Annotated in this window: 24 protein-coding genes and 1 pseudogene; 13 read left to right on the top strand and 12 right to left on the bottom strand. The window is 69.5% G+C overall.

What is annotated here, in order from left to right:
* The 5 genes and pseudogenes from P3L51_RS13095 to P3L51_RS13075 form a co-directional block, all read left to right on the top strand.
* Positions 1-631, top strand: a pseudogene (locus P3L51_RS13095) (serine/threonine-protein kinase); the annotation flags it as partial.
* A 104-nt stretch (positions 632-735) separates the two neighbouring features.
* Positions 736-2,301 carry an ADP-ribosyltransferase gene (locus P3L51_RS13090; protein WP_354605336.1) on the top strand — a complete coding sequence of 522 codons (1,566 nt, stop codon included), beginning with the start codon at positions 736-738 and terminating at the stop codon, positions 2,299-2,301.
* 171 nt (positions 2,302-2,472) lie between these two features.
* Positions 2,473-3,045 carry a TetR/AcrR family transcriptional regulator gene (locus P3L51_RS13085; RefSeq protein WP_354605335.1) on the top strand — a complete coding sequence of 191 codons (573 nt, stop codon included), beginning with the start codon at positions 2,473-2,475 and terminating at the stop codon, positions 3,043-3,045.
* A 33-nt stretch (positions 3,046-3,078) separates the two neighbouring features.
* On the top strand, positions 3,079-4,257 hold the full coding sequence (locus P3L51_RS13080) for a GDSL-type esterase/lipase family protein (RefSeq protein WP_354605334.1): 1,179 nt from the start codon (positions 3,079-3,081) through the stop codon (positions 4,255-4,257).
* 409 nt (positions 4,258-4,666) lie between these two features.
* Positions 4,667-5,857, top strand: a complete 1,191-nt coding sequence (locus P3L51_RS13075; protein WP_354605333.1) for an RCC1 domain-containing protein — start codon at positions 4,667-4,669, stop codon at positions 5,855-5,857.
* A gap of 138 nt (positions 5,858-5,995) precedes the next feature.
* Here the strand turns inward: P3L51_RS13075 and P3L51_RS13070 are convergent, their stop codons facing one another.
* Positions 5,996-6,991: an AraC family transcriptional regulator gene (locus P3L51_RS13070; RefSeq protein ID WP_354605332.1), complete on the bottom strand. Its 996-nt coding sequence runs from the start codon at positions 6,989-6,991 to the stop codon at positions 5,996-5,998.
* Between the two features lie 95 nt (positions 6,992-7,086).
* Here P3L51_RS13070 and P3L51_RS13065 point away from each other — a divergent pair, with 95 nt between their 5' ends.
* Positions 7,087-7,920 carry an NAD(P)H-binding protein gene (locus P3L51_RS13065; RefSeq protein WP_354605331.1) on the top strand — a complete coding sequence of 278 codons (834 nt, stop codon included), beginning with the start codon at positions 7,087-7,089 and terminating at the stop codon, positions 7,918-7,920.
* On the top strand, positions 7,917-8,345 hold the full coding sequence (locus P3L51_RS13060) for a pyridoxamine 5'-phosphate oxidase family protein (protein ID WP_354605330.1): 429 nt from the start codon (positions 7,917-7,919) through the stop codon (positions 8,343-8,345). The genes P3L51_RS13065 and P3L51_RS13060 overlap by 4 nt, the downstream gene beginning before the upstream one ends.
* Here P3L51_RS13060 and P3L51_RS13055 read toward each other — a convergent pair.
* Positions 8,333-8,779 (bottom strand): hypothetical protein, encoded by a 447-nt coding sequence (locus tag P3L51_RS13055; protein ID WP_354605329.1) that lies wholly within the window; start codon positions 8,777-8,779, stop codon positions 8,333-8,335. The genes P3L51_RS13060 and P3L51_RS13055 overlap by 13 nt on opposite strands.
* Positions 8,780-8,935: 156 nt before the next feature.
* Between P3L51_RS13055 and P3L51_RS13050 the strand changes: the two genes are divergently transcribed.
* Together P3L51_RS13050 and P3L51_RS13045 are read left to right on the top strand one after the other, a co-directional pair.
* On the top strand, positions 8,936-9,772 hold the full coding sequence (locus P3L51_RS13050) for a helix-turn-helix domain-containing protein (RefSeq protein ID WP_354605339.1): 837 nt from the start codon (positions 8,936-8,938) through the stop codon (positions 9,770-9,772).
* The gene (locus P3L51_RS13045; RefSeq protein WP_354605328.1) at positions 9,769-10,005 is read left to right on the top strand and encodes a DUF397 domain-containing protein; all 237 of its coding nucleotides are present in this window, start codon (positions 9,769-9,771) and stop codon (positions 10,003-10,005) included. The genes P3L51_RS13050 and P3L51_RS13045 overlap by 4 nt, the downstream gene beginning before the upstream one ends.
* 72 nt (positions 10,006-10,077) lie before the next feature.
* Here the strand turns inward: P3L51_RS13045 and P3L51_RS13040 are convergent, their stop codons facing one another.
* The 7 genes from P3L51_RS13040 to P3L51_RS13010 all read right to left on the bottom strand — a co-directional run bounded on the left by P3L51_RS13040 (position 10,078) and on the right by P3L51_RS13010 (position 14,528).
* Positions 10,078-10,710 (bottom strand): DUF4232 domain-containing protein, encoded by a 633-nt coding sequence (locus P3L51_RS13040; protein ID WP_354605327.1) that lies wholly within the window; start codon positions 10,708-10,710, stop codon positions 10,078-10,080.
* Positions 10,711-11,017: 307 nt separating this feature from the next.
* On the bottom strand, positions 11,018-11,482 hold the full coding sequence (locus P3L51_RS13035) for a hypothetical protein (RefSeq protein WP_354605326.1): 465 nt from the start codon (positions 11,480-11,482) through the stop codon (positions 11,018-11,020).
* 102 nt (positions 11,483-11,584) lie between these two features.
* A complete protein-coding gene (locus tag P3L51_RS13030; RefSeq protein ID WP_354605338.1) occupies positions 11,585-11,818 on the bottom strand; it encodes a DUF397 domain-containing protein in 234 nt (77 codons plus the stop codon).
* A 181-nt stretch (positions 11,819-11,999) separates the two neighbouring features.
* Positions 12,000-12,833 carry a helix-turn-helix domain-containing protein gene (locus P3L51_RS13025; protein WP_354605325.1) on the bottom strand — a complete coding sequence of 278 codons (834 nt, stop codon included), beginning with the start codon at positions 12,831-12,833 and terminating at the stop codon, positions 12,000-12,002.
* Entirely contained in the window at positions 12,823-13,344 is a 522-nt protein-coding gene (locus tag P3L51_RS13020; RefSeq protein ID WP_354605324.1) for a DUF6879 family protein, read from the bottom strand. The genes P3L51_RS13025 and P3L51_RS13020 overlap by 11 nt, the downstream gene beginning before the upstream one ends.
* Positions 13,328-13,534 carry a hypothetical protein gene (locus P3L51_RS13015; RefSeq protein WP_354605323.1) on the bottom strand — a complete coding sequence of 69 codons (207 nt, stop codon included), beginning with the start codon at positions 13,532-13,534 and terminating at the stop codon, positions 13,328-13,330. The genes P3L51_RS13020 and P3L51_RS13015 overlap by 17 nt, the downstream gene beginning before the upstream one ends.
* Before the next feature lie 184 nt (positions 13,535-13,718).
* Entirely contained in the window at positions 13,719-14,528 is an 810-nt protein-coding gene (locus P3L51_RS13010) for an SCO2400 family protein (protein ID WP_435594439.1), read from the bottom strand.
* 208 nt (positions 14,529-14,736) lie between these two features.
* Here P3L51_RS13010 and P3L51_RS13005 point away from each other — a divergent pair, with 208 nt between their 5' ends.
* From P3L51_RS13005 to P3L51_RS12995, 3 genes are read left to right on the top strand one after another with little or no spacing between them, the layout of a single operon-like run.
* Positions 14,737-15,117, top strand: coding sequence for a PadR family transcriptional regulator (locus P3L51_RS13005; RefSeq protein ID WP_354605321.1), 381 nt, complete (start codon positions 14,737-14,739; stop codon positions 15,115-15,117).
* Positions 15,114-15,449 carry a hypothetical protein gene (locus P3L51_RS13000; protein WP_354605320.1) on the top strand — a complete coding sequence of 112 codons (336 nt, stop codon included), beginning with the start codon at positions 15,114-15,116 and terminating at the stop codon, positions 15,447-15,449. The genes P3L51_RS13005 and P3L51_RS13000 overlap by 4 nt, the downstream gene beginning before the upstream one ends.
* Positions 15,446-15,658, top strand: a complete 213-nt coding sequence (locus P3L51_RS12995) for a hypothetical protein (RefSeq protein WP_354605319.1) — start codon at positions 15,446-15,448, stop codon at positions 15,656-15,658. The genes P3L51_RS13000 and P3L51_RS12995 overlap by 4 nt, the downstream gene beginning before the upstream one ends.
* Positions 15,659-15,738: 80 nt before the next feature.
* Here the strand turns inward: P3L51_RS12995 and P3L51_RS12990 are convergent, their stop codons facing one another.
* Together P3L51_RS12990 and P3L51_RS12985 are read right to left on the bottom strand one after the other, a co-directional pair.
* Positions 15,739-16,392: a hypothetical protein gene (locus P3L51_RS12990; protein ID WP_354605318.1), complete on the bottom strand. Its 654-nt coding sequence runs from the start codon at positions 16,390-16,392 to the stop codon at positions 15,739-15,741.
* A 258-nt stretch (positions 16,393-16,650) separates the two neighbouring features.
* Complete coding sequence (locus tag P3L51_RS12985) at positions 16,651-17,793, bottom strand: permease (RefSeq protein ID WP_354605337.1); 1,143 nt, start codon at positions 17,791-17,793, stop codon at positions 16,651-16,653.
* Between the two features lie 216 nt (positions 17,794-18,009).
* Here P3L51_RS12985 and P3L51_RS12980 point away from each other — a divergent pair, with 216 nt between their 5' ends.
* The gene (locus P3L51_RS12980) at positions 18,010-19,536 is read left to right on the top strand and encodes a substrate-binding domain-containing protein (RefSeq protein ID WP_354605317.1); all 1,527 of its coding nucleotides are present in this window, start codon (positions 18,010-18,012) and stop codon (positions 19,534-19,536) included.
* Between the two features lie 463 nt (positions 19,537-19,999).
* Here P3L51_RS12980 and P3L51_RS12975 read toward each other — a convergent pair whose 3' ends face one another.
* Complete coding sequence (locus P3L51_RS12975; RefSeq protein ID WP_354605316.1) at positions 20,000-21,283, bottom strand: adenylosuccinate synthase; 1,284 nt, start codon at positions 21,281-21,283, stop codon at positions 20,000-20,002.
* Between the last annotated feature and the right edge of the window lie 28 nt (positions 21,284-21,311).

The following is a 21,311-nucleotide window of genomic DNA, read 5'->3' as shown; positions in this document are numbered from 1 at the left end:
CAGCCCGTACACCCCGGCCCCCGTCCCGCAGCCCGAGCCGCCACGCCGCAGCACACGCGGCACGGTCGCGCTGATCGCCGTCGCGCTGGTCGTCGCGCTGGGCGCGGGCGGTTCGGTGTACGCGTTCATGGACAGCGGCAGCGAGAAGAACGACGCGTCGAACAACCGGGCGGACAGCTCGTCCGACAAGTCGGCCGACGACAACACCCCGTCCGAGGACGCGCCGTCGGCCACGGAGTCACCCTCCCCGTCGGCGACCGGGGACGCCGGGGCGGGCGACGTACCGAAGAAGTACCTGGGCGCCTGGTCCGGCACCATCGAGGGTGCCGCGGGGGTCAGCACACGCGAACTCGCCGTCCGGCAGGGCAAGGTGGGCGACACCGTCCTCGTACTGACCGCGAAGGGCCCGACCGACACGGGCGGGACGTACGAGTGCGTCTTCGAGGCGGCGCTCGACGGAGAGCCGGGCTCCGGCCCGCTGAGGATCGGCCCGTCCACGGTCACGACGGGCCGCCCGATGTCCTCCTGCACGCCGGGCGCGGCGACGGAGCTGACGATCCTCCCGGACGGCCGCCTGCGCCGTACGACGACGGCGGACGGCGAGTCGGTGACGTACACCAAGGGCGGCTGAGCGTCGCGCCGGGCCCAGGGCCCGGCGGACAGAACCAGGTTGGGCCCGCGCTTGGGCCCGTGCACCCTCGGCCGGAGGCACCGGTTCCTCATAGCGTGCGGAGCATGAGGATTCGTCGCGTGCTCGCACGGGGGCAGGCCCAAGCCCCGGCACCCAGCCGCCAGAACGGCCAGTCGACCGCCGAGTACGTGGGCGTCACCGCCTTCGTGGGCCTGGTCATCGGTGCGGTCGTGCTGTCGACCGGCAACGGGGCGACCGTCGGCGACGGCCTCGTGCGCGCGGTCGGCTGCGTCACGGCGGGCGCCATCGGTGTGTGCGAGGGCGGCGGGAGCGACGAGGGCGGCGGCGGGGGCGACGACGGCCCCCCGGACCTGAATCTCAGCCAGAAGGCGGTCGTGGGCGGCGACGGGTCGGGGCCCGACCTCAAGAACAAGCGGATTGTCAGGGGCGGCCAGCTCGACAGCAACCTGAACCCGATCCGCCCCGGACCGCGCGACATCCTGATGGACCTCAGGAGGCATCCGCCCAGCAAGCCCAAGGTCCTCTGCAAGCGAGGGTCCGTCGTCGTGGCCAACCAGTGCCACACCAACCCGCTCCAGTTCCACGGCGGCGAGTCGGAAGCGGAGATGTTCGAGAAGGCCGCGAAGCTCGCGGAGGAGGCCGCCGATCTCGGCGAAAACTACGTCTTCCCGGACGACTGGCTGCACAACACCGATCTGCTGAACGAGATGGTGAACGCCGTCGAGATCGGCCCGGACGGCAAACCGATCGCCAAGCGTGGCCTGGTGACGGCCCCGTTCATCGCCGCCCTCGCCCCCGAGGTGCTGATCCCGCTGGCCGTCATCGCGGCGGGCATCCTCCTCTGGCACGCCTTCTCCAGCAACAGCGAACCACCGCCGCCCCCGTCGCCCACCGCGTCCCCCTTCGAGTCCGGCTTCGCGTCCTCCACCCTGCTGTGGACCAGTGTGGCGGCGGCCCAGGCGACCAGCCCGCCGCCCACGGAGCCCGCCGAGCCCATCGAGGAGGACGAGGCCGACACCCCGGCCGACCCGATGCACGCGCTGGACGACATCCCGCGCTACCGGCCGGGAATGGGTCCCGTACGCCAGGGCTGGGCCGCGGAGGTCGCCGAGGCCGCGGGCCGTAACCCGCTCACCGAGGACCTGACGGCCGCGGACGCGCTCGCCGTCGCCGACTACACCGGCCCGTGGGCCCTGGACATGAACAACTACCTGCGCGGACGCCCGATCCCCGGCAACCGCCGCGACCAGATCAACGACCGCATCGAGCGCATGGACATGGCGCTGCGCCACCTGCCGCCGGTCCGGGCGACCGTCTACCGGGGCACGTTCATGCCGGCCGACACGATCGAGAGGTTCGCGCGGGGCGACCAGGTCGGCCTGCCCGAGTACCTGAGCACGTCCACCGACCGGGACCGCGCCAACCGGGGCGTCGTCGCGGCGAACGGCGGCAGCACACCGGGCGAGAACGTACTGGTCGAGATCGAGACGAACCACGGCCGGAACATCGACCCGCTGTCCCGCTACCGCGGGCGCGAGTCGGAGGTGCTGATCCCGCGCGGCGGCACGTTCGAGCAGACCAGGACGGGGACGACGCGGATCGACGGCAAGGAGTACAAGGTCATCTACCTGAAGCAGACGGACGGCTGACCGACGGACGACCGACGACTGACGGACGACGGACGGACGACGGCTGTCCGGGGCCCGGCGCGGGGCTGACGCCTGAATCGATCACACACTTGCCTATAAGTATTAGGTATGTGCATAATCAATTTAGGTACGCAGCCGTCACCACCGCGGCAGAAGGAGACCCGGAGCCCCATGTCACCCCGCGCAGGACTGACCACCGACCGCCTCGTCCGGGCGGGAGCCGAACTGGCCGACGAGGTCGGCTTCGAGCAGGTGACCGTCTCGGCGCTCGCCAGGCAGTTCGACGTCAAGGTCGCGAGTCTGTACTCGCACGTCAAGAGCTCCCAGGACCTCAAGACCAGGATCGCGCTGCTCGCGCTGGAGGAGATGGCCGACCGGGTCGCCACGGCGCTCGCCGGACGCGCGGGCAAGGACGCCCTCGCCGCCTTCGCGAACGTCTACCGCGACTACGCCCGCGAGCACCCCGGCCGCTACACCGCGGCCCGGCTGACGCTCGACCCGGAGACGGCCGCGGCGAGCGCCGGCCCCCGGCACGCGCGGATGACGCGGGCGATCCTGCGCGGTTACGACCTGACGGAGCCGGAGGAGACACACGCCGTACGGCTCCTGGGCAGCGTCTTCCACGGCTACATCAGCCTGGAGGCGGCGGGCGGCTTCAGCCACAGCGCACCCGGCTCGGAAGAGACCTGGGTGTGGATCGTGGACCACCTCGACGCGCTGCTGCGCACCCGCCTCACCCCCTGACGGCCATCGACGACGCACCAGTAGGCAGACACCATGAGCACCCAACACCCCTTGACCGCCACGCCCATCAGCATCGACCTCCTGCGCGGCGCCCTCGAACTGGAGCACACCGCGCAGGGCGTGCTCCCGCACCGGCTGCCCGCCTGGGCCCGCGCCCAGAACACGGACCCGCAGCTCGCCATGGCGGAGGCCCAGCCCGCCGCCGTACGGCTCGTGTTCCGCACCCGGGCGACCACCGTCGAGTTGGACACGCTGCCCACCAAGCGGGAGTACGTCGGCGCCCCGCCCCGCCCCGACGGCGTGTACGACCTGCTCGTCGACGGCAGGCTGACCGCCCAGGGCACCGTGCCGGGCGGCAACACCCTGACCATCGACATGACGGCGGGGACCGCCGAGCAGCGGCCCGGCCCGCCCGGCACCCTGCGCTTCGGCGAGCTGCCCGACGGCGAGAAGGACGTCGAGATCTGGCTGCCGCACAACGAGACCACCGAACTCGTCGCGCTGCGCACCGACGCACCCGTCGAGCCCGTGGCGGACCGGGGCCGGGCGGTGTGGCTCCACCACGGCAGCTCGATCAGCCACGGCTCCGACGCCGCGAGCCCCACCACGACCTGGCCCGCGTTCGCCGCCTCCCTGGGCGGCGTGGAGCTGATCAACCTGGGCTTCGGCGGCAGCGCCCTGCTCGACCCGTTCACCGCCCGCACGATGCGGGACACCCCGGCCGACCTGATCAGCGTCAAGATCGGCATCAACCTGGTCAACACCGACCTGATGCGCCTGCGCGCCTTCACCCCGGCTGTCCACGGCTTCCTCGACACCATCCGCGAGGGCCACCCCACGGCACCGCTGCTGGTCGTCTCGCCGGCCTACTGCCGCATCCACGAGGACACCCCCGGCCCCAGCGCCCCGGACTTCTCCGGCATCAGCGAGGGGCGGCTGCGGTTCCTGGCGGCGGGCGACCCGGCGGAGCGCGCGAGCGGAAAGCTGACGCTGAACGTCATCCGGGACGAGCTGGCCCGGATCGTGAAGCAGCGGGCGGCGGAGGACCCGAATCTGCACTACCTGGACGGCCGGGAGCTGTACGGAGAGGCGGACTACGCCGAACTCCCGCTCCCGGACGAACTCCACCCGGACGCCCCCACCCACCGACGTATGGGCGAACGCTTCGCGGCCCTGGCACTCACACCGACCTGCCTGAACGCCACCCGGTGAACGCCACCGGGTGAGCCCCGCCCGGCGACGCGGACCAGACCCTGTGCGTCTACAACGTCGAGCCCGGCTCGCCGACGGCGGAGGCGCTACGGCTCCTCGACAGCTGGACAGCCCCTCAGCACGGCGCCGCCCAGCACGCCGCCCCTCAGCACGGGGCCGCTTCGAACGCCCCCGTTTCGACCGCCGCCGCTCCCGACGCGCCGAGGAACGCGAAGAGGAACGCGCGGAACACCCCGTAAGGCGCAACGACAGCGCACCCGGCCGCCCCGTCTGCACGCCGTTCGGGTCGCTGGTGGGGACCATCCGGGTGTGCGGCCGTCGCGCCTCTGAAGGTGGCCAACGAGTGAATCGATGATCAGGTGCGGTCCCGCGAGGACGGGCCCGCACCATCACGAGAGGACACTCCCCCATGCGCCGTAGTCGCGCACTCCTGACCGCCGCCCTCACCGCCGGTCTCGCACTCACCCCGCTGGCCTCGGTCTCCGCCGCGCCCGCGCAGGACAACCCGTCGGTTCTCAGCTGGGGCGCGGGCAGCACCGGCCAGCTCGGAAACGGCGCCGCCAAGGACAGCTCCGCCCCGGTGTCCGTCTCCTCCCTCTCCCGGGGCAGCGTCGACCGGATCTCCGCGGGCGGCACCTCCTCGGCCGACTCCTTCGCGCTCGCCCTCACCAACGAGACCGTGAAGGCGTGGGGCCACAACGTCTCGGGGCAGCTCGGCAACGGTGGCCGCACCAACCGCAGCGTCCCCACCGCCGTGGCGCGCCTGACGGGCATCAAGGACATCGCCGCCGGCGGCGAGCACGCGCTCGCGCTGGACGGCAACGGCCAGGTCTTCTCGTGGGGTGACAACAACTACGGTCAGCTCGGCAACAACCGCACGGGCGACACCCGCGCCGTCCCGAACGCGATCCGCGGCCTGCCCAAGGTCAAGCAGGTCTCGGCCGGCTGCGACTTCAGCCTCGCGCTGACGGAGACCGGCAAGGTGTACGCCTGGGGCCGCGGCGTCTACGGCCAGCTCGCCAGCGGCACCCGCGCCACCAGCTCCGTACCCCGTCAGGTCGAGGGCCTGGCGAACGTCAAGGAGATCGACGCCGGCTGCCACCACGCCCTGGCGCTGACCGCCGACAAGACCGTCAAGTCCTGGGGCCACAACTCCTCCGGCCAGCTCGGCGACTCCTCCACGAGGAACAGCGTCACGCCGGTCGACGTCGACTGGCTCGAAGACGTCAGCGACATCGAGGCGGGCGCCAACCACAACTACGCCACGACCACCGACGGCCGGGTCTGGGGCTGGGGCAACAACCAGAACAACCAGCTCCTGGAGGCCGACCCGGCCAACAAGGGCACCAAGGCGTTCACCAACCGTACGGCTCCGATCGACATCCCCCGCCTGGACGGCGCCCAGCAGGTCGCGGCCGGCGCCCAGCACGGCATCGCGGTCTTCGGCGAGGACATCTTCGCCTGGGGCCACAACACCGAGGGCCAGCTCGGCAACAGCAGCACCACGTCGAGCGTGGAGTCGGTCCACACGTTCAACACCAACCCGGCGGTCCAGCACGTAGCGGCCTCGCTCGGCGGCAACACGAGCTACGCCTACTGATCCACCGAGCCCCGTCGGGTTCGCTGGGTTCGCTGGGTTCTCCACGGTCCCGCAAGAGGACCACCGGCCTCCGGGCCCGGCACATCGCCGGGCCCGGAGGCCGTGCGCCGTTCGGGGTGCGAGGTGCGGGGTGCGGGGTCAGCCGGTTGTCGCCCTGACGGGGGCGCCGCCGCGCCGGAAGTCGCTCGGGTTGGCGCCTCGGACCCGTTTGAACGCCGCGCTGAAACCGAACGGGTCGGAGTACCCAACGGTGCGGGCGACATCCGCGACGGTCGCGCCCTGCTGCTCGACCAGCAGGTCCGCCGCGAGCGTCATGCGCCAGCGGGTGAGGTAGGTCAGCGGTGGCTCACCGACCAGGTCGGCGAACCGCTTGGCCAGCGTCGAGCGCGACACCCCGGTGCGCTCGGCCAGCGCGGCGACCGTCCACGGCGCGGCCGGCTCGGCGTGCAGCAGGCGCAGCGCGTCGCCGACCACCGGGTCCCGCTGCGCGGCCCACCAGGCCGGGCGCTCACCGCCCGGCCGGTCGAACCACTCGCGCAGCGTGCAGACCAGCATCCAGTCCAACAGCCGGTCGAGTACGACCTGTTGACCCGGCGTATCGACAGCGACCTCGGCGGCGAGGTGGTCCAGCACGGCGTCACCCGTACCGCCGGTGGCCGCGCGCAGTACGACGGGCAGCGCGTCCAGCAGTCGGCGGCTGATCTCACCGCGTACCGGATAGGCGCCGACGATCAGGGTCGTCGCACCACCACCGCCGCCACCACATCCGCCGGGGTCGCCGGGGTCGCCGGGGTCATCGGGGACGCCGGAGTCGTGCCAGCCGAGCCGGTGCCGCGTCCCGCCCTCCTCCGGCGTCGCGCAGTCCTCGCCGCACGCGATCGGCTCGGCCCGGGTGTCGAGTTCGTCGACGAAGGTGAACGTGCCGGGTCCGCGCACGACGATCGTCTCGCGGTCGCGAAGCCGCTCGGGCGGACCGTACTCCGGCACGATCCAGCCCGCCCCGTCGAGGACGGTGCACAGGGTCAGCGGCGCGCCGTCCACGAAGTGCAGTGCCCACGGCGGGGACAGGGTCGAGCTGCCGAACAACGAGCCGTTGGCCCGCACCCCGCGAATCAGGTCACTGAACACATCCATCTCACCGAGGTTAGCCGACTCGGTAAGACGAATACACAGGCGATCCGGCTTCTCACCTATGGGATCGTCCGAGCTGCCCGTGTTCAATCGGAGTCATGACCAACGAAACCACTCTTGTCCTCGGCGCCACCGGCAAGACCGGCCGACGCGTCGCCGCCCGGCTGCGACTGCACGGCACACCGGTGCGTACGGCCTCCCGTTCGAGCCCGACCCGCTTCGACTGGTCCGACCCCGACGGCTGGGACGCGGCCCTGCGGGGTGTCGCAGCCGCTTACGTGGTGCCCCCGACCGTGCCGGGCCCGGTGCACGAGTTCGTGGCGCGGGCCGAGGCCGCCGGAGTACGGCGGCTGGTCCTGCTCTCCGGACGCGGCGCCGACACCTGGGGCGACTCCACGTTCGGGCTGGACATGAGGTCGGCCGAGGACGCGGTACGCGGCTCGGCGCTGGAGTGGACCGTCCTGAGGGCGTCGAACTTCGACCAGAACTTCGACGAGGACGTCTTCCACGCCCCCCTGCTCGCCGGGGAGTTGGCACTCCCGGCCGACACGGTTCCCGAGCCGTTCATCGACGTGGACGACGTCGCCGACGCCGCGACCGCCGTACTGACCCAGGCCGAACACGCGGGGCGGATCTACGAGTTGACCGGTCCGCGCGGGCTCACCTTCGGCGAGGCGGTCGAGTTGATCTCCCGGGCGTCCGGACGACCCCTCACCTACCGGCAGATCTCCACCGCCGAGTACGCCGCGACACTGGTCGAGGAGGGCCTGAGCCAGGACGACGCCCACCACGTCGCCGAGATGTTCGTACTGATGGAACGCGGCCTGCTCGCCGCGACGACGGACGACCTCGCCACGCTGCTGGGACGCGCGCCGCGCACCTTCGAGGAGTACGCCGTACGGGCCGCCGCGGCGGGAGCCTGGGGACGATGAGCACCGAAGCCGGTCCACTGACCACCGACGACCTCGAATTCCTCCGACGCCCCCTGTACGGCTTCCTGTCCGTGGCCGGGGGCCCACTCCCGCCACAGCCCCGCCCGGTGTGGTTCGAGGCCACCGCCGAGGGCACGATCCAGCTGTTCACGGGCCCGGACACACTGAAAGTACGGCGCCTGGGCCGCGACCCCCGTGCCTCGCTCGTCGTCGCGGCCCCCGTGGGCGAACGCGAACGCTGGCTCTCGATCGCCGGCCCCACCACGGTGGAACCCGACGGAGCGGACGACCTCTGCGCCCGCCTGGCCGCCCGCTACTGGGACCTCGCCGACCCGGCCCGCGCCGCCGAACTCGCCGCGATGCGGGCGGGAGACCTGGTCCGTATCGTCATCCACCCGGAGACCGTCAGCCGCTACGTGAACTGACCCGGTTCCTCCCGGAACGACATCGGGTGACCGAACAGAGCGGCAGCGGCGTTGCGCAGGATCGCCGGATGGACGAAGCGCTCGGAGTGCGAGGGCGGGCAGTACCAGAACAACGGCCACGTCTCGCCGCCGAGCGCCGGCACCGGTACGTAACTCACCGTGCCGCTCACGGAGTTGAACCGCGTCACGCCCGGCGCCCAGACGCGGTTCGCGGTACTCCCGGGCGGAAGGTAGAAGTACACCGCCCGGCACCCGTTCGACTCGGTGGCGATCGGCCCGGGATCGCCCGCCGTGATCGAGTCCATCATGTCGGCGAGCCGCCGCCCCTCGGCCCCGTCGACGCGCACGGCGTCGAATCGCACCCCGGCTTTCCGGAGTTGAAATCCGGTCTCGGGTACCCAGTCGACGCATAGACGCTCATTCTGTGTAGTCACGCAGACATTCTGCGTAGTCACCGCTACCGTTTTCCATGGCCTGACGGGAGCCGTCGGACACCGGTTGACCTGCACGAACTCCCGTTACGTGAGGTCGTTTTCGGTCCAGACCAGTTGTGACCGGTTGAGTCCGGTCGAGTCGAAACGGTGATCGCAATGGCGCGAGCGGAGAACAAGGAATCGGCGGGCCCGGCAACGCGGTTGGTGGCGGACATCGCCCGCATGATGCGACTGCGAAAAGGGATGACACAGGAACAGGTCGGCGTCGAGACGGGCTTCTCGGCGGCGGCGATCAGCGCGATGGAGACCTGCGCACAACCGGCCAGCGACCAGATGCTGGTGGCACTGGGAGGGGCGCTCGGCGACGAGTTGGGCATCTTCGAGCAGGCGCGGGAGTACGTACGCCTGGACAAGTACCCCGCACAGTTCAAGAACTACGTGCTGCTGGAGCAACGAGCGGTGGGCCTGTGCCTGTACGCGACGCTGGTGGTTCACGGCCTGTTCCAGACGGAGGCGTACGCGCGGGCGCTGATCGGCGGGGGCTATCCGCCGCTGTCCGACGAGCGGGTGGAGGAGCTGGTCGAGGTGCGGATCGCGCGAAGGGCGCTGTTCGAACGGGAGCCGACGGCGCTGATCGAGGTGATCCTGGAGGAGTCGGTGCTGCGCCGGACGATCGGGAGCAGGGAGGTCATGCGTGACCAACTTTCGCACTTGGCGGAGTGCGGGAGGCGCCGTAACGTGACGCTTCAGGTGCTGCCGCTGGACTGCGGACTCAGCGGCGAACACGCAGGTGATCGGGGCGATATGAACCTGGTCGAGACTCCGGACCACGACCATCTGCTGTTTCTGGAAGTGCAGGGTGAGAGCGTGCTGGTATCCGATCCTGCGGGAGTGAGCACACGCGCCCAGCGCTATGCGAAGATCCGATCACAGGCCCTGGGCCCTCGCGAGTCGCTGGGCCTCATCGAGCGGTTGGCAGGAGAACAGGAATGACCGACACCCTGCGGTGGTTCAAGTCCAGCTACAGCGATAGCGGCGGCGGTAACTGCGTCGAGATCGCCTTCGACTGGCAGAAGTCGAGCTACAGCAGCGACAGCGGCGGCAACTGCGTCGAGGTGGCCACCTGCCCCCACGCCGTCCATGTCCGCGACTCGAAGGTCACCGAAGGCCCGACCTTCGCGGTGGCCCCGACAGCCTGGAAGACGTTCCTCACCTGGGCCGAATAGTCCGCGACCCCCTGCCCGTCGCGCAGCCGTGCGCGATCGGGCAGGAACGGGTGCCGCGGCTGTTCGTTCGGGTCAGCCCTCGCCCTGACCGGCGCTGCCCATCGGGCCGACCTTCACCGAGGAGCCGCCGCCTTCCGTGACGGGCAGCGTGGCTTCGCCCGGCCACTCGATCGAGACGGACTTCGTCTCGTCCGGCGGGGTCACCACGAGCGACGTGACGCGGACGCCGGAGCCGCCCGAGTCGTTCATCGGGTAGTTGATGCCGAAGAAGATCGACTCGCCGTCCTTGAGGATGGTCGTGTCCTTCTGCTCTCCGGTGCGCTCGGCGGAGATCATTCCTGAGTCGGTCCCCAGGTCGACGCCCGCGTACGCCGACAGCGCGCAGTCCCGGCCGGCGCCGTTCTTGAACTCCACCGCCACAGTGCCCTCGGTGTCGCCTCCGACGGTGGCGTCCGACGCGGTGATGTCGAGTTCGTCGGTACGGCACTTGCCGGTCTCGCCGTTCTCGTTGGAGCCGGTCCCGGCGACCGTGCCCTTCCCGCTCTCCTCGTCCGAGCTGCCCGAGCCCGCGCCGTCGGGCGCGGAAGACCCGGTGGACGTGGACGACGGGTCGGCCTGTCCCGTGAGGTCTTCGTCGTTACAGGCCGTGAGCGAGAGGGCGGTGGCGATGGCCAGGGCGGCGAAGGTGAGCTTGCGAACGCGCATCGTTTCTTCCTCAACAGTGAGTACCAGCGAGCATTTCTGATCACCAAGAGCGGCCCGACCCGGCCGAGCGTTCCGCCCAACCCGCTGCTAATACACCCCTGTTACACGCCCAACCAGGCACAACACGCCCCACCACCCGCCCTCACACCACCTCGCCCACACCCCCGAGGGCCTGCGCGCCGCCCCGCATCCGGACCACGCCACGGACGCCCCAAGAGACCACTTCCCGCCCCCACCACCCGCTGGGACAGACCCGTAACCCGACGGCCCTTGACCCCAACCGGTGGCTCCCTTCCGTAACTCGTCGTTACCGCAGCGGGCATGCCGGCTCAGGCAGCACTCGATTCGGGCAGCACACCAGGGCCAGAGAAAGGAACGCGGGCCGCTCCAGGTAGAAGCCAAGGGACAAGTCCCCTCCCCAACGCAGTCGTTCGGCTGCGGAGTTGGCCAGTACTGTCAGGAACGCCCCGTCACGGTCGGCCTCCGAGGCGAACCGGGGCGCGTAGACGGCAAGCCGTTCCCCGAGCCAGGCCGCCGCTTCCTGCGGCTCCTCCCAGGTGCCACGTACCAACTCGCGCGGTTTGATCAACCAGTACGCCGTTTCCAAGGGCGGCAGGTCCACGATGGGGAACTCCGCCGACACTTCCCTGTGCCGCTGGATCAGTTCCGGCTTGCCGTCGGCCTGGGGCGGGTCGGCGTGTGGAGGACGCCTCAGCGCCTCATCGTCGAACCGTCGCTTGCAGCCGGTCCACAGATACCCATGGTGGTGCAACTGTCGTCCCGTTCCGGGCAGCAGAAAAGAATGGGGAGCTGCCCAACCGGCCCCTGACTCAGGTGGGTTCGAGCCGGGGCCGGAGGGCAGCGGGAATCGCCGTCAGGCAGACAGGCCGAAGCGAGCCGGATCGATACCGGCTGCCTCCAGTTCGGCGGTGGTGAACCTCAGCGGCTCCGCGCCGGGCTGCTTGCTGTCGCCCATGGCCCAGGCGTTCGGGCCGATCTTGGCCAACGTCGCGCAGGACTCGCCATCCGGATGCGTGTTGCCTCCACAAGCTTTCGCGAACACCGCGTCCTCGATGTTGAGCGTGTACAGGTTGGTTCCGTTCTGCATCGGTACGCCTTCCTGATCGTCCAACGGCCGTAGACACGGCCGTCCCCCGCCCGCCACGGGGCGGAGCCATGGGAGTGCCTGGACCGCCGACCGCTTCCGTCAATCCGATCGGTCGGCATGGAGAAAGCTTCGGCCTATCAGGTCGAGCGCTCCAGCATTATCCGCGTTGTCGGGTAGAAGATCATGAACGGTATTGGCTGCCCCAGAAGGACAGCAGCTCTCTTGCCTCTTCCCCGAACGAGGCGTACCCCTCGTACACGGCGAACTCGTTGAGGTAGGCGGAGACGTCGCGATGGTCGCGGAACACCATCGCCCCGGTAGAGGTCTCCACCGTCGATATTCGCGCGTCATAGACCGTGAACGTGTTGAGAGGCGCAACGGGCATACGGCCGCCGAGCGGGATCACTCCGAGGCGGACATTCGGCTGGCGGCTTACCGACACCAAGTGGTCGATCTGCATGGCCATCGCTGAACCCTGAAGGTACGGCCACCGGACTGCCTGCTCGGTAAGAATGAAGGTGAAGCGCTTCGCCGTATCGTGCAGGACCGCCTGGCGCTCCAGCTTTCTCGCGATGGCCTTGCTGTGGTCGCCAGGGATACCGGCCAGGCTCGCCCTGACATACGCGGGTGTGGCCAGGAGCCCCGTCACCATGGAGAGCAGAAAGTAACGGAACTCCGTGGACGATCGTTCGAACCCGGCCAGTTCGTTCTGCTTCTTCTCCAGCCCTGTGCGACGCTGCGACCACACGTCTTGCCATTCCGTGTTTGCCGTTCGGGCGAGGACAGCCACTCGGGCCGCGAGAGCGGGGGATGCTTCCAGCGCTCTCAGAATCAACTCGACATCGACAAGGCTCGGCGTGATCTTTCCGCCCTCGATGTTGCTGATCTTGGTCTGGGACATGCTGACGCGCCGAGCGAGCCAGACTTGTGTACGCCCGGCTCGCTTGCGCAGCGTCCGCAGTGTCTCGGCCAGATCAGTCTTCGACCGGGCCAGCTCTTCTGGTTCAGCCGTCAAGGCCCTTCACGTACTCCTCGAAGGGCACCGACTCGGCCAGGGCGACGCGCTGGTATTCGATGTACGGGCTCACATCTCCCTCGTACACCTCGCGGCTGATCTGTGTTCCGTCCGGCTCGTAGTGCATCAGCACGACTTCCGCCTTGTCGAACATCCAGAAGTCTTGGACTCCGGCCAGCGGATTGTCGCGATCGGTGACGTCCATGATTCGGATGTCTTCACCGGCCCACGCGTGGGAGCGGTAGTACATGAACTCGTACCGAATGTAGTCCGAGAGTGGGCGGGTCACAATGTGCACGCGCCCCTTGGTCCTGCCCTCTCGGCGGACTCGTTTCAGATCCTCGGTGTAGTCGTTCGAGTGCGTGTGGGGGTCGATTCGTTCCCCCGACAAAAAGGCTCGGATCTCTTCTTTTTCCTGCGGGACGTTGTAGGCAGGCAGCGTCTCAAGTCGCCACGCTTCCGACCGGAAGTCACGGAACTTCGTCTGCCACGCGTCACCATCCAAGAGCACGGAAAGCCTCCCTCAGAACGTGCTCGGGAATCTCCACCAGTGCCTCGCCCTGAGGGGGCTCGAAGGCGTTGGATACGTCACCCTGGACGACGATGGAGCCGCTGGCGGTCCGGTACAGGTTGGGACAGTCGTTCTGGCTGCATTCGCCGTTCCCCTCACCGGTCAAGCGGATCAGTTCCTCGCGTGCCATGGTCCACCCCTTCCGGCAGGGCTCGTCCCTGCTGCCATGAGGACGCTAGGACGTCACGACTGTGCAGTCCACGCGACAACGCCAATATTCGCGTTGTCGGGTAGACGATCATGAACCAAAGTCACGACCGACCCTGAGCCCGAAGAGATCGTGGCGGTGTCGCTGAACGGTCAGGCCCGTTGCATCAGTTGCCGTCGAGGTCGAGGCAGAGGACGAGCACGCAGAGGCCGGGATCCGACTCCTCCGGCGGCTCGGCACTCGGGGGCGGAGGCGCGGGCGCGGGCGCGGTGGGCTTGTTCGGTTGGGGGGTCGGGTCCTCGGCGGCCGGAGGCGTGTCGGGGACCGCGGGGGCCGTCGGCGCCTGCGGCTGGGTCTCCGCCGTGGGGGGGACGTCGTCCGGCGTGGCCGGCGGCGGCGGCGTCTTCTGCTTGGCCGGGGCGTCCACCGGGGTGATCGCGGTCGCGCTGCCCGGAGAGTGGTCGGCCTTGGACGGGCCGGTACCGCTCTCGGAGAGCTGCGGGGCGCGGGTACGGGGCAGTTCGGTCTCCGAACCGGTGTCGACGGAGCCCGCCGACGATGTGGACGGAGCCGTGACCGGGTCCGGCGTCGAGGACGCCTGGGCCTGGCTCGCGGAGGGCCGGGACGACGGCATGAAGGCCAGCGTCAGGCCGCCGCCGACGAGCGCGACGGTCGACGCGACCACGGCCCGGCGCCGCTGCTTCTTCCAGTCCGCCAGCCGCCGCCGACGGGCGGCGCGACCGGTCGCCGAGGGGGTGGAGGGACCGATCGGCACGTCGGGGTCGGGGTCGAGGTCAGGGAAGCCCGGGAACGCGTCGAACTCCCGCGTGTGGGATATCTCGGACATCACCGCGACCGTCGACGGAGTGTGGTGGAGGTGCGAGCCGGCGGGTGCGATGTCGGGGGCGTAAGCACCACAACCGGGGCACACGAAGACCCCGTTGAGGGTCCGGCGGCACGTCGAGCAGTAGTCCATCCGCGATCTTTCTTTGCTGACTGTGCCGTCTGGAAGCCGACGACCGGTCTGGTTTCGCACTCAGGATCGAGCGCGCAACAACCTAACGGCCTCTCCGGGAGGCGGTGCGGACCCTATGTGTTACTCCTGCGAAGATCGCGAAACGGTGCGCAGACCTACTTGCTCTACCTAGGTAGACGGGGTGCGTCTACCTAGGTAGATTGACGCCATGTCAGAAGTGCGGATGACACCCCACGCCAGGACGGTGCTGCGCGCCCTCCTCGGCCAAGGCGCCGACGGCGCCCGTCGGTCGGTGGTACTCGCCGAGGGGCTGTACGGCCTGGAACTCTCCCGGCTCTCCGACCTGCCCAACGGGACGCTCTTCCCGATCCTGGAGCGGCTGCGCCAGGCGGGATGGGTGGAGCGCTACTGGGAGCAGGACGAGTCGGCGGAAGCGGAGGGACGCCCCAGGCGCCGCTTCTACAAGATCTCCTCGAAGGGGGCCGAGCTCGCGCCACACGCCCTCGCCCAAGCGACGGCGACCGCGACGGCGGCCGGTGCGGCCGGGCACGCGCCCGGCCGCGCCGGACTGGCAGGAGGGACCGGATGAAGCCGGTCAGGAAGACCCTGAGTGCCGTCATCTCCCGGCGCGATCAGGAACTGATCGAGAACTCCTTGCGGCGGCCGAGCCGACGGGAGAAATTCCTCGCGCGCCAGATCCGGAAGCAGCCGCCGCAGATCCGTACGGGTGGCCGGACGCTCCGATTGGTAGCCCGACTCCTCCCCGGCGCCGCCCAGTCCGACTGGCTGGAGGAGCAACGCGCGTACCTGACAGACCTCCCGGACCGTCGCGCCCGCCGACGCTGGGTCGTCTCCACTCTGCTCGGGATGCCCCGCTACGCGTACACGGTGCGCACGGGCCGCAGGAAGGAGGCGGCATGACCGCCGCCGACCCGAACCCCGGCCCCGAGCCCGGCCGTCCACTGCTGAGCGCACACGCCGCGCTCGTCTTCGTGACGGCGGCGTTCATCGGCACGATCGTCGGCACCCTCACCTACTTCAGCACCCACGACACCCCCGCCGCCCTGCTCGCGGCCCTGACCGCCTCCGGGGCGGGCACGCTCGCGCTGGACAGACTGATCGGCCACTGAACGCCCGTCCCGGGCGCCGACAGGACACCCACCGAGGGTGCGGGGCCGAGCACGCCCGGCCCCGCACCCTCCGTTCCCGCCTACCGCCGCTCAGGCAGCCGGATCGTGCGGACGAGTGGCATGTCCGCGTACAAGTCCGGCGCCAGCCGTACGGCCTCGGCGGTGCCCAGCGTGAGCCGGGGATCGCGGCCACCGAGCGAGAGCAGCAACTCGGTCGCGGAGCGCAGCTGTTCGGGGACGGTCAGCTTGGGCAGCAACCGGCGCTTCCGCTCCGGCTCCCGCTCCGGCTTCCGCTCCGGCTTCCGCTCCCGCTCCGGGGAGGGAGGTTTTTGTTCCCCCGTCTTTACTCCCGTAGGGAGCGAGCCCGCATCACCAGCGGCCCGGTCACCGGAGGCCAGGTTCCGGCCGTTCTCCGCCGAATCGGCTGTCACCCGATCCGCGTACGGGCAGTCGAACACCTCGTACACCGTGGAGAGTTCGCCGCTCTCCGGGTTCTTCACCAGCACGCGGCGCAGATAGCCGGAACGCTCCAGGTCAGTCAGCGCGTCGGCGATTCGCGCGCGGCCTTCCTTGCGTTGCTCGGCGAGCGACCGGATCGACGCGCGGGCCCCGTTGGGCAGACTCAGTAGGTACAGCAGTACGCCCAGCGCACACCACGAGATGCCGCGATCGCGCAGCAGCGCGTTGGTGAAGGTGGAGAAGGAACGCGTGGGCGTTGTACGGTAAATGCGCATCGGGAGGTTGGTTTCCTGGTGTCGAGCCCCCGGGTGTTGCTGCACCGCGGGGGCATTCTCGTGCCTGATGCCAGGCGCGGCATCGACTCCGTGACTGTAACGCCACACACCGTGACGAAGGCAAATGCCAAGACCGGGATCCGGACCCGGAGTTGGGACACCCGGAGCCCGGAAACCGGGCCAGGGCCGACCTGCGGCGTTCCCGCAAATGTCCACTTTCACCCGGCCGGTGACAGCCCGTCACACCCTTTCCGGAGTTCACCCGTCCGAGTGGACCTCCCCGCCCATCACGCGGAGCATCCCCATGCCGCCCGTCCGGAGGAACCGGACCACGAGCACGGCCGCCAGGACCAGGAAGGCGATGTTCAGAAAGGTCGTGTAGTTCCAGGTGATCCCTTCCATGGGGATCCTCGCGTCGGCCTGGTCCGGGACCAGACCCAGCCCGCCGAAGGTGAACTCCACGACGTAACCGGCGACGACCGCCGCGACGTAGAAGGTCCCCAGGAGAAAGAGCGCCGTCCGCGCCCCGTAGTACTTCCGGTAGATGTTGAGGATCGGCAGGATCAGCAGGTCCGCGAAGATGAACGCGACCACGCCGCCGAAGCTGATGCCGCCCTTCCAGAGCACGACCGCGAGGGGCACGTTGCCGATCGAGCAGACGAACGACGCGATGGCGACCAGCGGGCCGATGAGCGGGCCCCACAGTTTGGACGCCAGCGGGTGGCCGTCGAAGAAGAACGCGCGCCAGAAGGAGTCCGGCACCCAGGCCGCGATGGCGCCGGCGATGAGCAGGCCGATCACCAGGTCGCGCAGGATCGCCGCCCACTCCATGACGAACACGTGGGAGGTGGCGGTGAACCCCTCGCGGGAGAACAGCCGTCGGGCGAAGGACCCCTCGCTCCTGACGGACATGTCCATCGCGGCGTGCCCCTCCATCGAGCCCGCCAGCCCGCGCCCGGCCTGCGCCCGGGCCCGGCGCAGGAGTCCGTCGCGCAGGAACAGCCGGAACAGTACGGCCAGGACGACGATCATGACGGGGCCCCCGACGAACTCCGCCACGGTGAACTGCCATCCCATCAACAGCGCGAGGATCACGCCGAGTTCGACGACGAGGTTGGTGGAGGCGATCTCGAAGGCCATCGCGGCGGTGAAGTTCGCGCCCTTGAGGAAGAGGGAGCGGGCGAGGGCGACGGCGGCGTAGGAGCACGAGGAGGAGGCCGCGCCGAGCCCGGCGGCGACGGCCAGCGTGCGGGGGCGGTCGTCGCCCAGCAGGGCGACGACCGTGGACTTGCGGACGACCGCCTGGACGACGGCGGACAGGGCGAAGCCCAGGATCAGGGCCCAGGTGATCTCCCAGGTCATGGAACCGGCGATCGACAGTGCGTGCAGTACGGCGTGGATCATCCCCGAAGCCTTCCGACCGGAGGGCGGCCCGGGGCCCACCGACACGTGGCAGGAGGCGGCCGAACTGCGTCACCCCTCCCCCTGAACACCAAGTGCCCTCCGGGGAACGGCTCGTGAACATCCGTCATCGAAATACGCCCCCGTACTGCTGTTCGCCCCGCACCCACCTACCGTCACCTCACGAGGTCGGAGAGTGCCGGGGGGCGACAGATCGTGGAGTGGTTCGACGGAGAAAACATATTCGCGGTCTTCTCGACGCTGCTGGGCCTGCTGACCTCGGTCGGGGTGCTCTGGTACGAGCGCAGGGTGCCGCGCCGCAAACGGATCGGCTACCGCGTGCAGATGGACACGGCCATCGGCAGCGACGTCCGCTCCGGCCACACGAACGTACGCCTCGGGCTGTTCGACGACGACCCGGACATGGCGGACGCCACGCTCGTACTGCTGCGCCTGGAGAACGACGGCTCGCAGACCATCTCGGTGGACGACTACACGTCACCCGACATCCACGGTCTGACCGTCACCTTCACCGGCCGGACGATCAAGGGTGTCGCCGTCACGCTTCCGTCCGCCGCCCGCCATCTGATGTCCCACTTCACCCACACGAGGGGTTTGCGCAGCTCGGCCAGCATGCTCACCGTCCCGAAGGTCCCGCTCAACAAGGGGCAGCACTTCAAGCTGCTGGTCCTGCTGACGGGCGGCGAGGTCGGCGAAGCGGTCACCGTCAGCGGCGGGATCTCCGAGGGCGAGGTGGTCGTCAACCGCGCCATCGCCCCCGACGACGCGCCGCCCGTGTTCAGCCGCTCGACCCGGCTCATCACCGTTCTGCTGACGGTCTGCGTGGTCACGCTCGCCTCGATCATCATCCTGCGGGACGACACCCGGCCCCCCATCGGCTGCGCGACGGGCGGGCTGACCGTCATCGGGTCGACCGCCTTCAGGCCGGTGGCCGAGGAGCTGGAGAAGAAGTACGAGGACGACTGCCCCGGCTCGGAGATCACCGTGGACCTCAACGGCAGCGCGGCCGGGATCCGCCAGCTGGCCGAGGCCGGGGCGCGGCAGAAGAAGGGCTCACCGGCGATCGTCGCGCTCTCCGACGGCCCGAAGTCGACGGGGTACGCGCAGCTGCGGGAGAACCGGGTCGCGGTGTCCACGTTCGCCCTGGTCGTCAACGACGGCGTGGATCTGGAGGGGCTGGCCACCTCCGACGTACGCGAGATCTACCGCGGCTCCATCACCAACTGGGAGGAGGTCGGCGGCCCGGACCTCGACATCCGTCTCGTCAGCCGCAACGCCGGCTCCGGTACCCGCGGCACCTTCCAGCGCCGCGTCCTCCAGGGCTTCGAGCCCGGCGCCTCGTCCACCGACTGCCGGCGGAAGGACGACACGAAGGCCCGCGTCTTCCGCTGCGAGTTCGAAAGCACCGAGCAGGTCCTGAACACCGTCGCGGAACTGCCCGGCGCCCTCGGCTACAGCGAACTGCGCTCCGCCGCCCCCACGAAGGGCCTGCACCGGCTGGAGCTGGACGGCCGGGCGCCGTCGATCGAGGACATCGCGGAGAGCGGCTACCCGTACCGGGAGATCGAGTACGCGTACACATACGGCCGCCCGCCCGCCAGCTCCCTCGTGTCCAGCTTCCTGAACTACCTGATCAGGGGCAGCGGACAGGACGTCATCCGGACGCACGGGCATCTGCCGTGCGGGACGCCGGAGGGGCTGAAGATCTGCGCGGAGGAGTAACCGCGGAACAGGAGCCGAGGAACAGGAACGTCGCCACGACGCCCAACGCCTTCACTCAATGGGCCCGGGCCGAGGAACGAGCCGCGCACCACACGCGGCGGAGAGGTCGTCCACCACCTTGTCCACCGGGTGGCCGGGCTGAATGAAGATGTGGTGGTACGCGCTCATGGTTCTCCCCACGGCCAGATAACGTCGAATCGGCCGCGCCCAGCGCGGTGCCGAGGCGGAAACGGCGGACGTCGGCACGTCCAGGGGCGAGCAGCACACCTGGCACGGTGTTCGCCCCGCCGAAGCACACGCGCGTCGATCACGACCACGCCCAGCAGACAGACCAGCGGCCCGGCGCATACGGCGGGAACGGCTTCCATGCCAGGTGCATTTCATGAGGCATTCGCCCCCGGATACGGCTCCGCCCCGGTGGCCGTACTTCCCACCGGGGCGGAGCCGTGGTCGAACCGGAGGGCTAAAGGAACGAGTTGATCTGGATCGTCTCCGTGCGGCCCGGGCCCACGCCGATCGCGGAGATCGGGGCGCCCGACATCTCCTCCAGCGCCTTCACGTAGTCCCGCGCGTTCTTCGGGAGGTCGTCGAAGGTCTTCGCCTTGCTGATGTCTTCCGTCCAGCCCGGCAGGTACTCGTAGATGGGCGTCGCGTGGTGGAAGTCGCTCTGGCTGTACGGGAGTTCCTCGACGCGCTTGCCGTCGATCTCGTACGCCACACACACCGGGATCCGCTCCCAGCCCGTGAGCACGTCCAGCTTGGTGAGGAAGAAGTCCGTGAGGCCGTTGACCCGGGTCGCGTAGCGGGAGATCACCGCGTCGAACCAGCCGCAGCGGCGGTCGCGGCCCGTCGTGACGCCCCGTTCGCCGCCGATGCGGCGCAGCGCCTCGCCGTCCGCGTCCAGCAGCTCCGTCGGGAACGGGCCCGCGCCGACGCGTGTCGTGTACGCCTTCAGGATGCCGATGACCCGGCTGATCTTCGTCGGGCCGACGCCGGAGCCCGTACAGGCGCCGCCCGCCGTCGGGTTGGACGAGGTCACGAAGGGATACGTGCCGTGGTCGACGTCCAGGAGCGTGCCCTGGCCGCCCTCGAAGAGGACGACCTTTCCGGCGTCGATCGCGTCGTTGAGGAGGAGCGTCGTGTCGCTGACGTACGGACGCAGCTTGTCCGCGTAGACCAGCAGCTCCTCCACGATCTTCCCGGCCTCTATGGCGCGCCGGTTGTAGAGCTTGGCGAGGATCTGGTTCTTGAAGTCCAGCGCCGCGTCGACCTTCTGGGTCAGGATCGACTCGTCGTAGAGGTCCTGGACGCGGATACCGACCCGGTTGATCTTGTCGGCGTATGTCGGGCCGATGCCACGGCCCGTCGTGCCGATCTTCCGGGAGCCGAGGAACCGTTCCGTCACCTTGTCCATCGTGGTGTGGTACGAAGTGATCAGGTGCGCGTTTCCGCTGATCAGAAGCTTCGACGTGTCGACGCCACGGTCGTTGAGCCCACTCAGCTCGGAGAGCAGGACGGCCGGGTCGATGACAACGCCGTTGCCGATCACCGGTGTGCATTCAGGCGAGAGGATTCCGGAAGGGAGAAGATGCAGCGCGTATTTCTGGTCGCCGACGACGACCGTGTGGCCGGCGTTGTTGCCACCCTGGTAACGCACCACATAGTCCACGGATCCACCGAGCAGGTCGGTGGCCTTTCCCTTGCCTTCGTCACCCCACTGAGCACCGAGCAGCACAAGTGCGGGCACAGGCGTACACCCCTTCCGGGCGGGGCAT

The sequence above is a fragment of the Streptomyces panacea genome, from assembly GCF_040560175.1.
GTDB classification, from domain to species: domain Bacteria; phylum Actinomycetota; class Actinomycetes; order Streptomycetales; family Streptomycetaceae; genus Streptomyces; species Streptomyces panacea.
The sequence above is the reverse complement of the archived record's forward strand: the minus strand, read 5'-3'. Positions and strand labels throughout refer to the sequence as shown.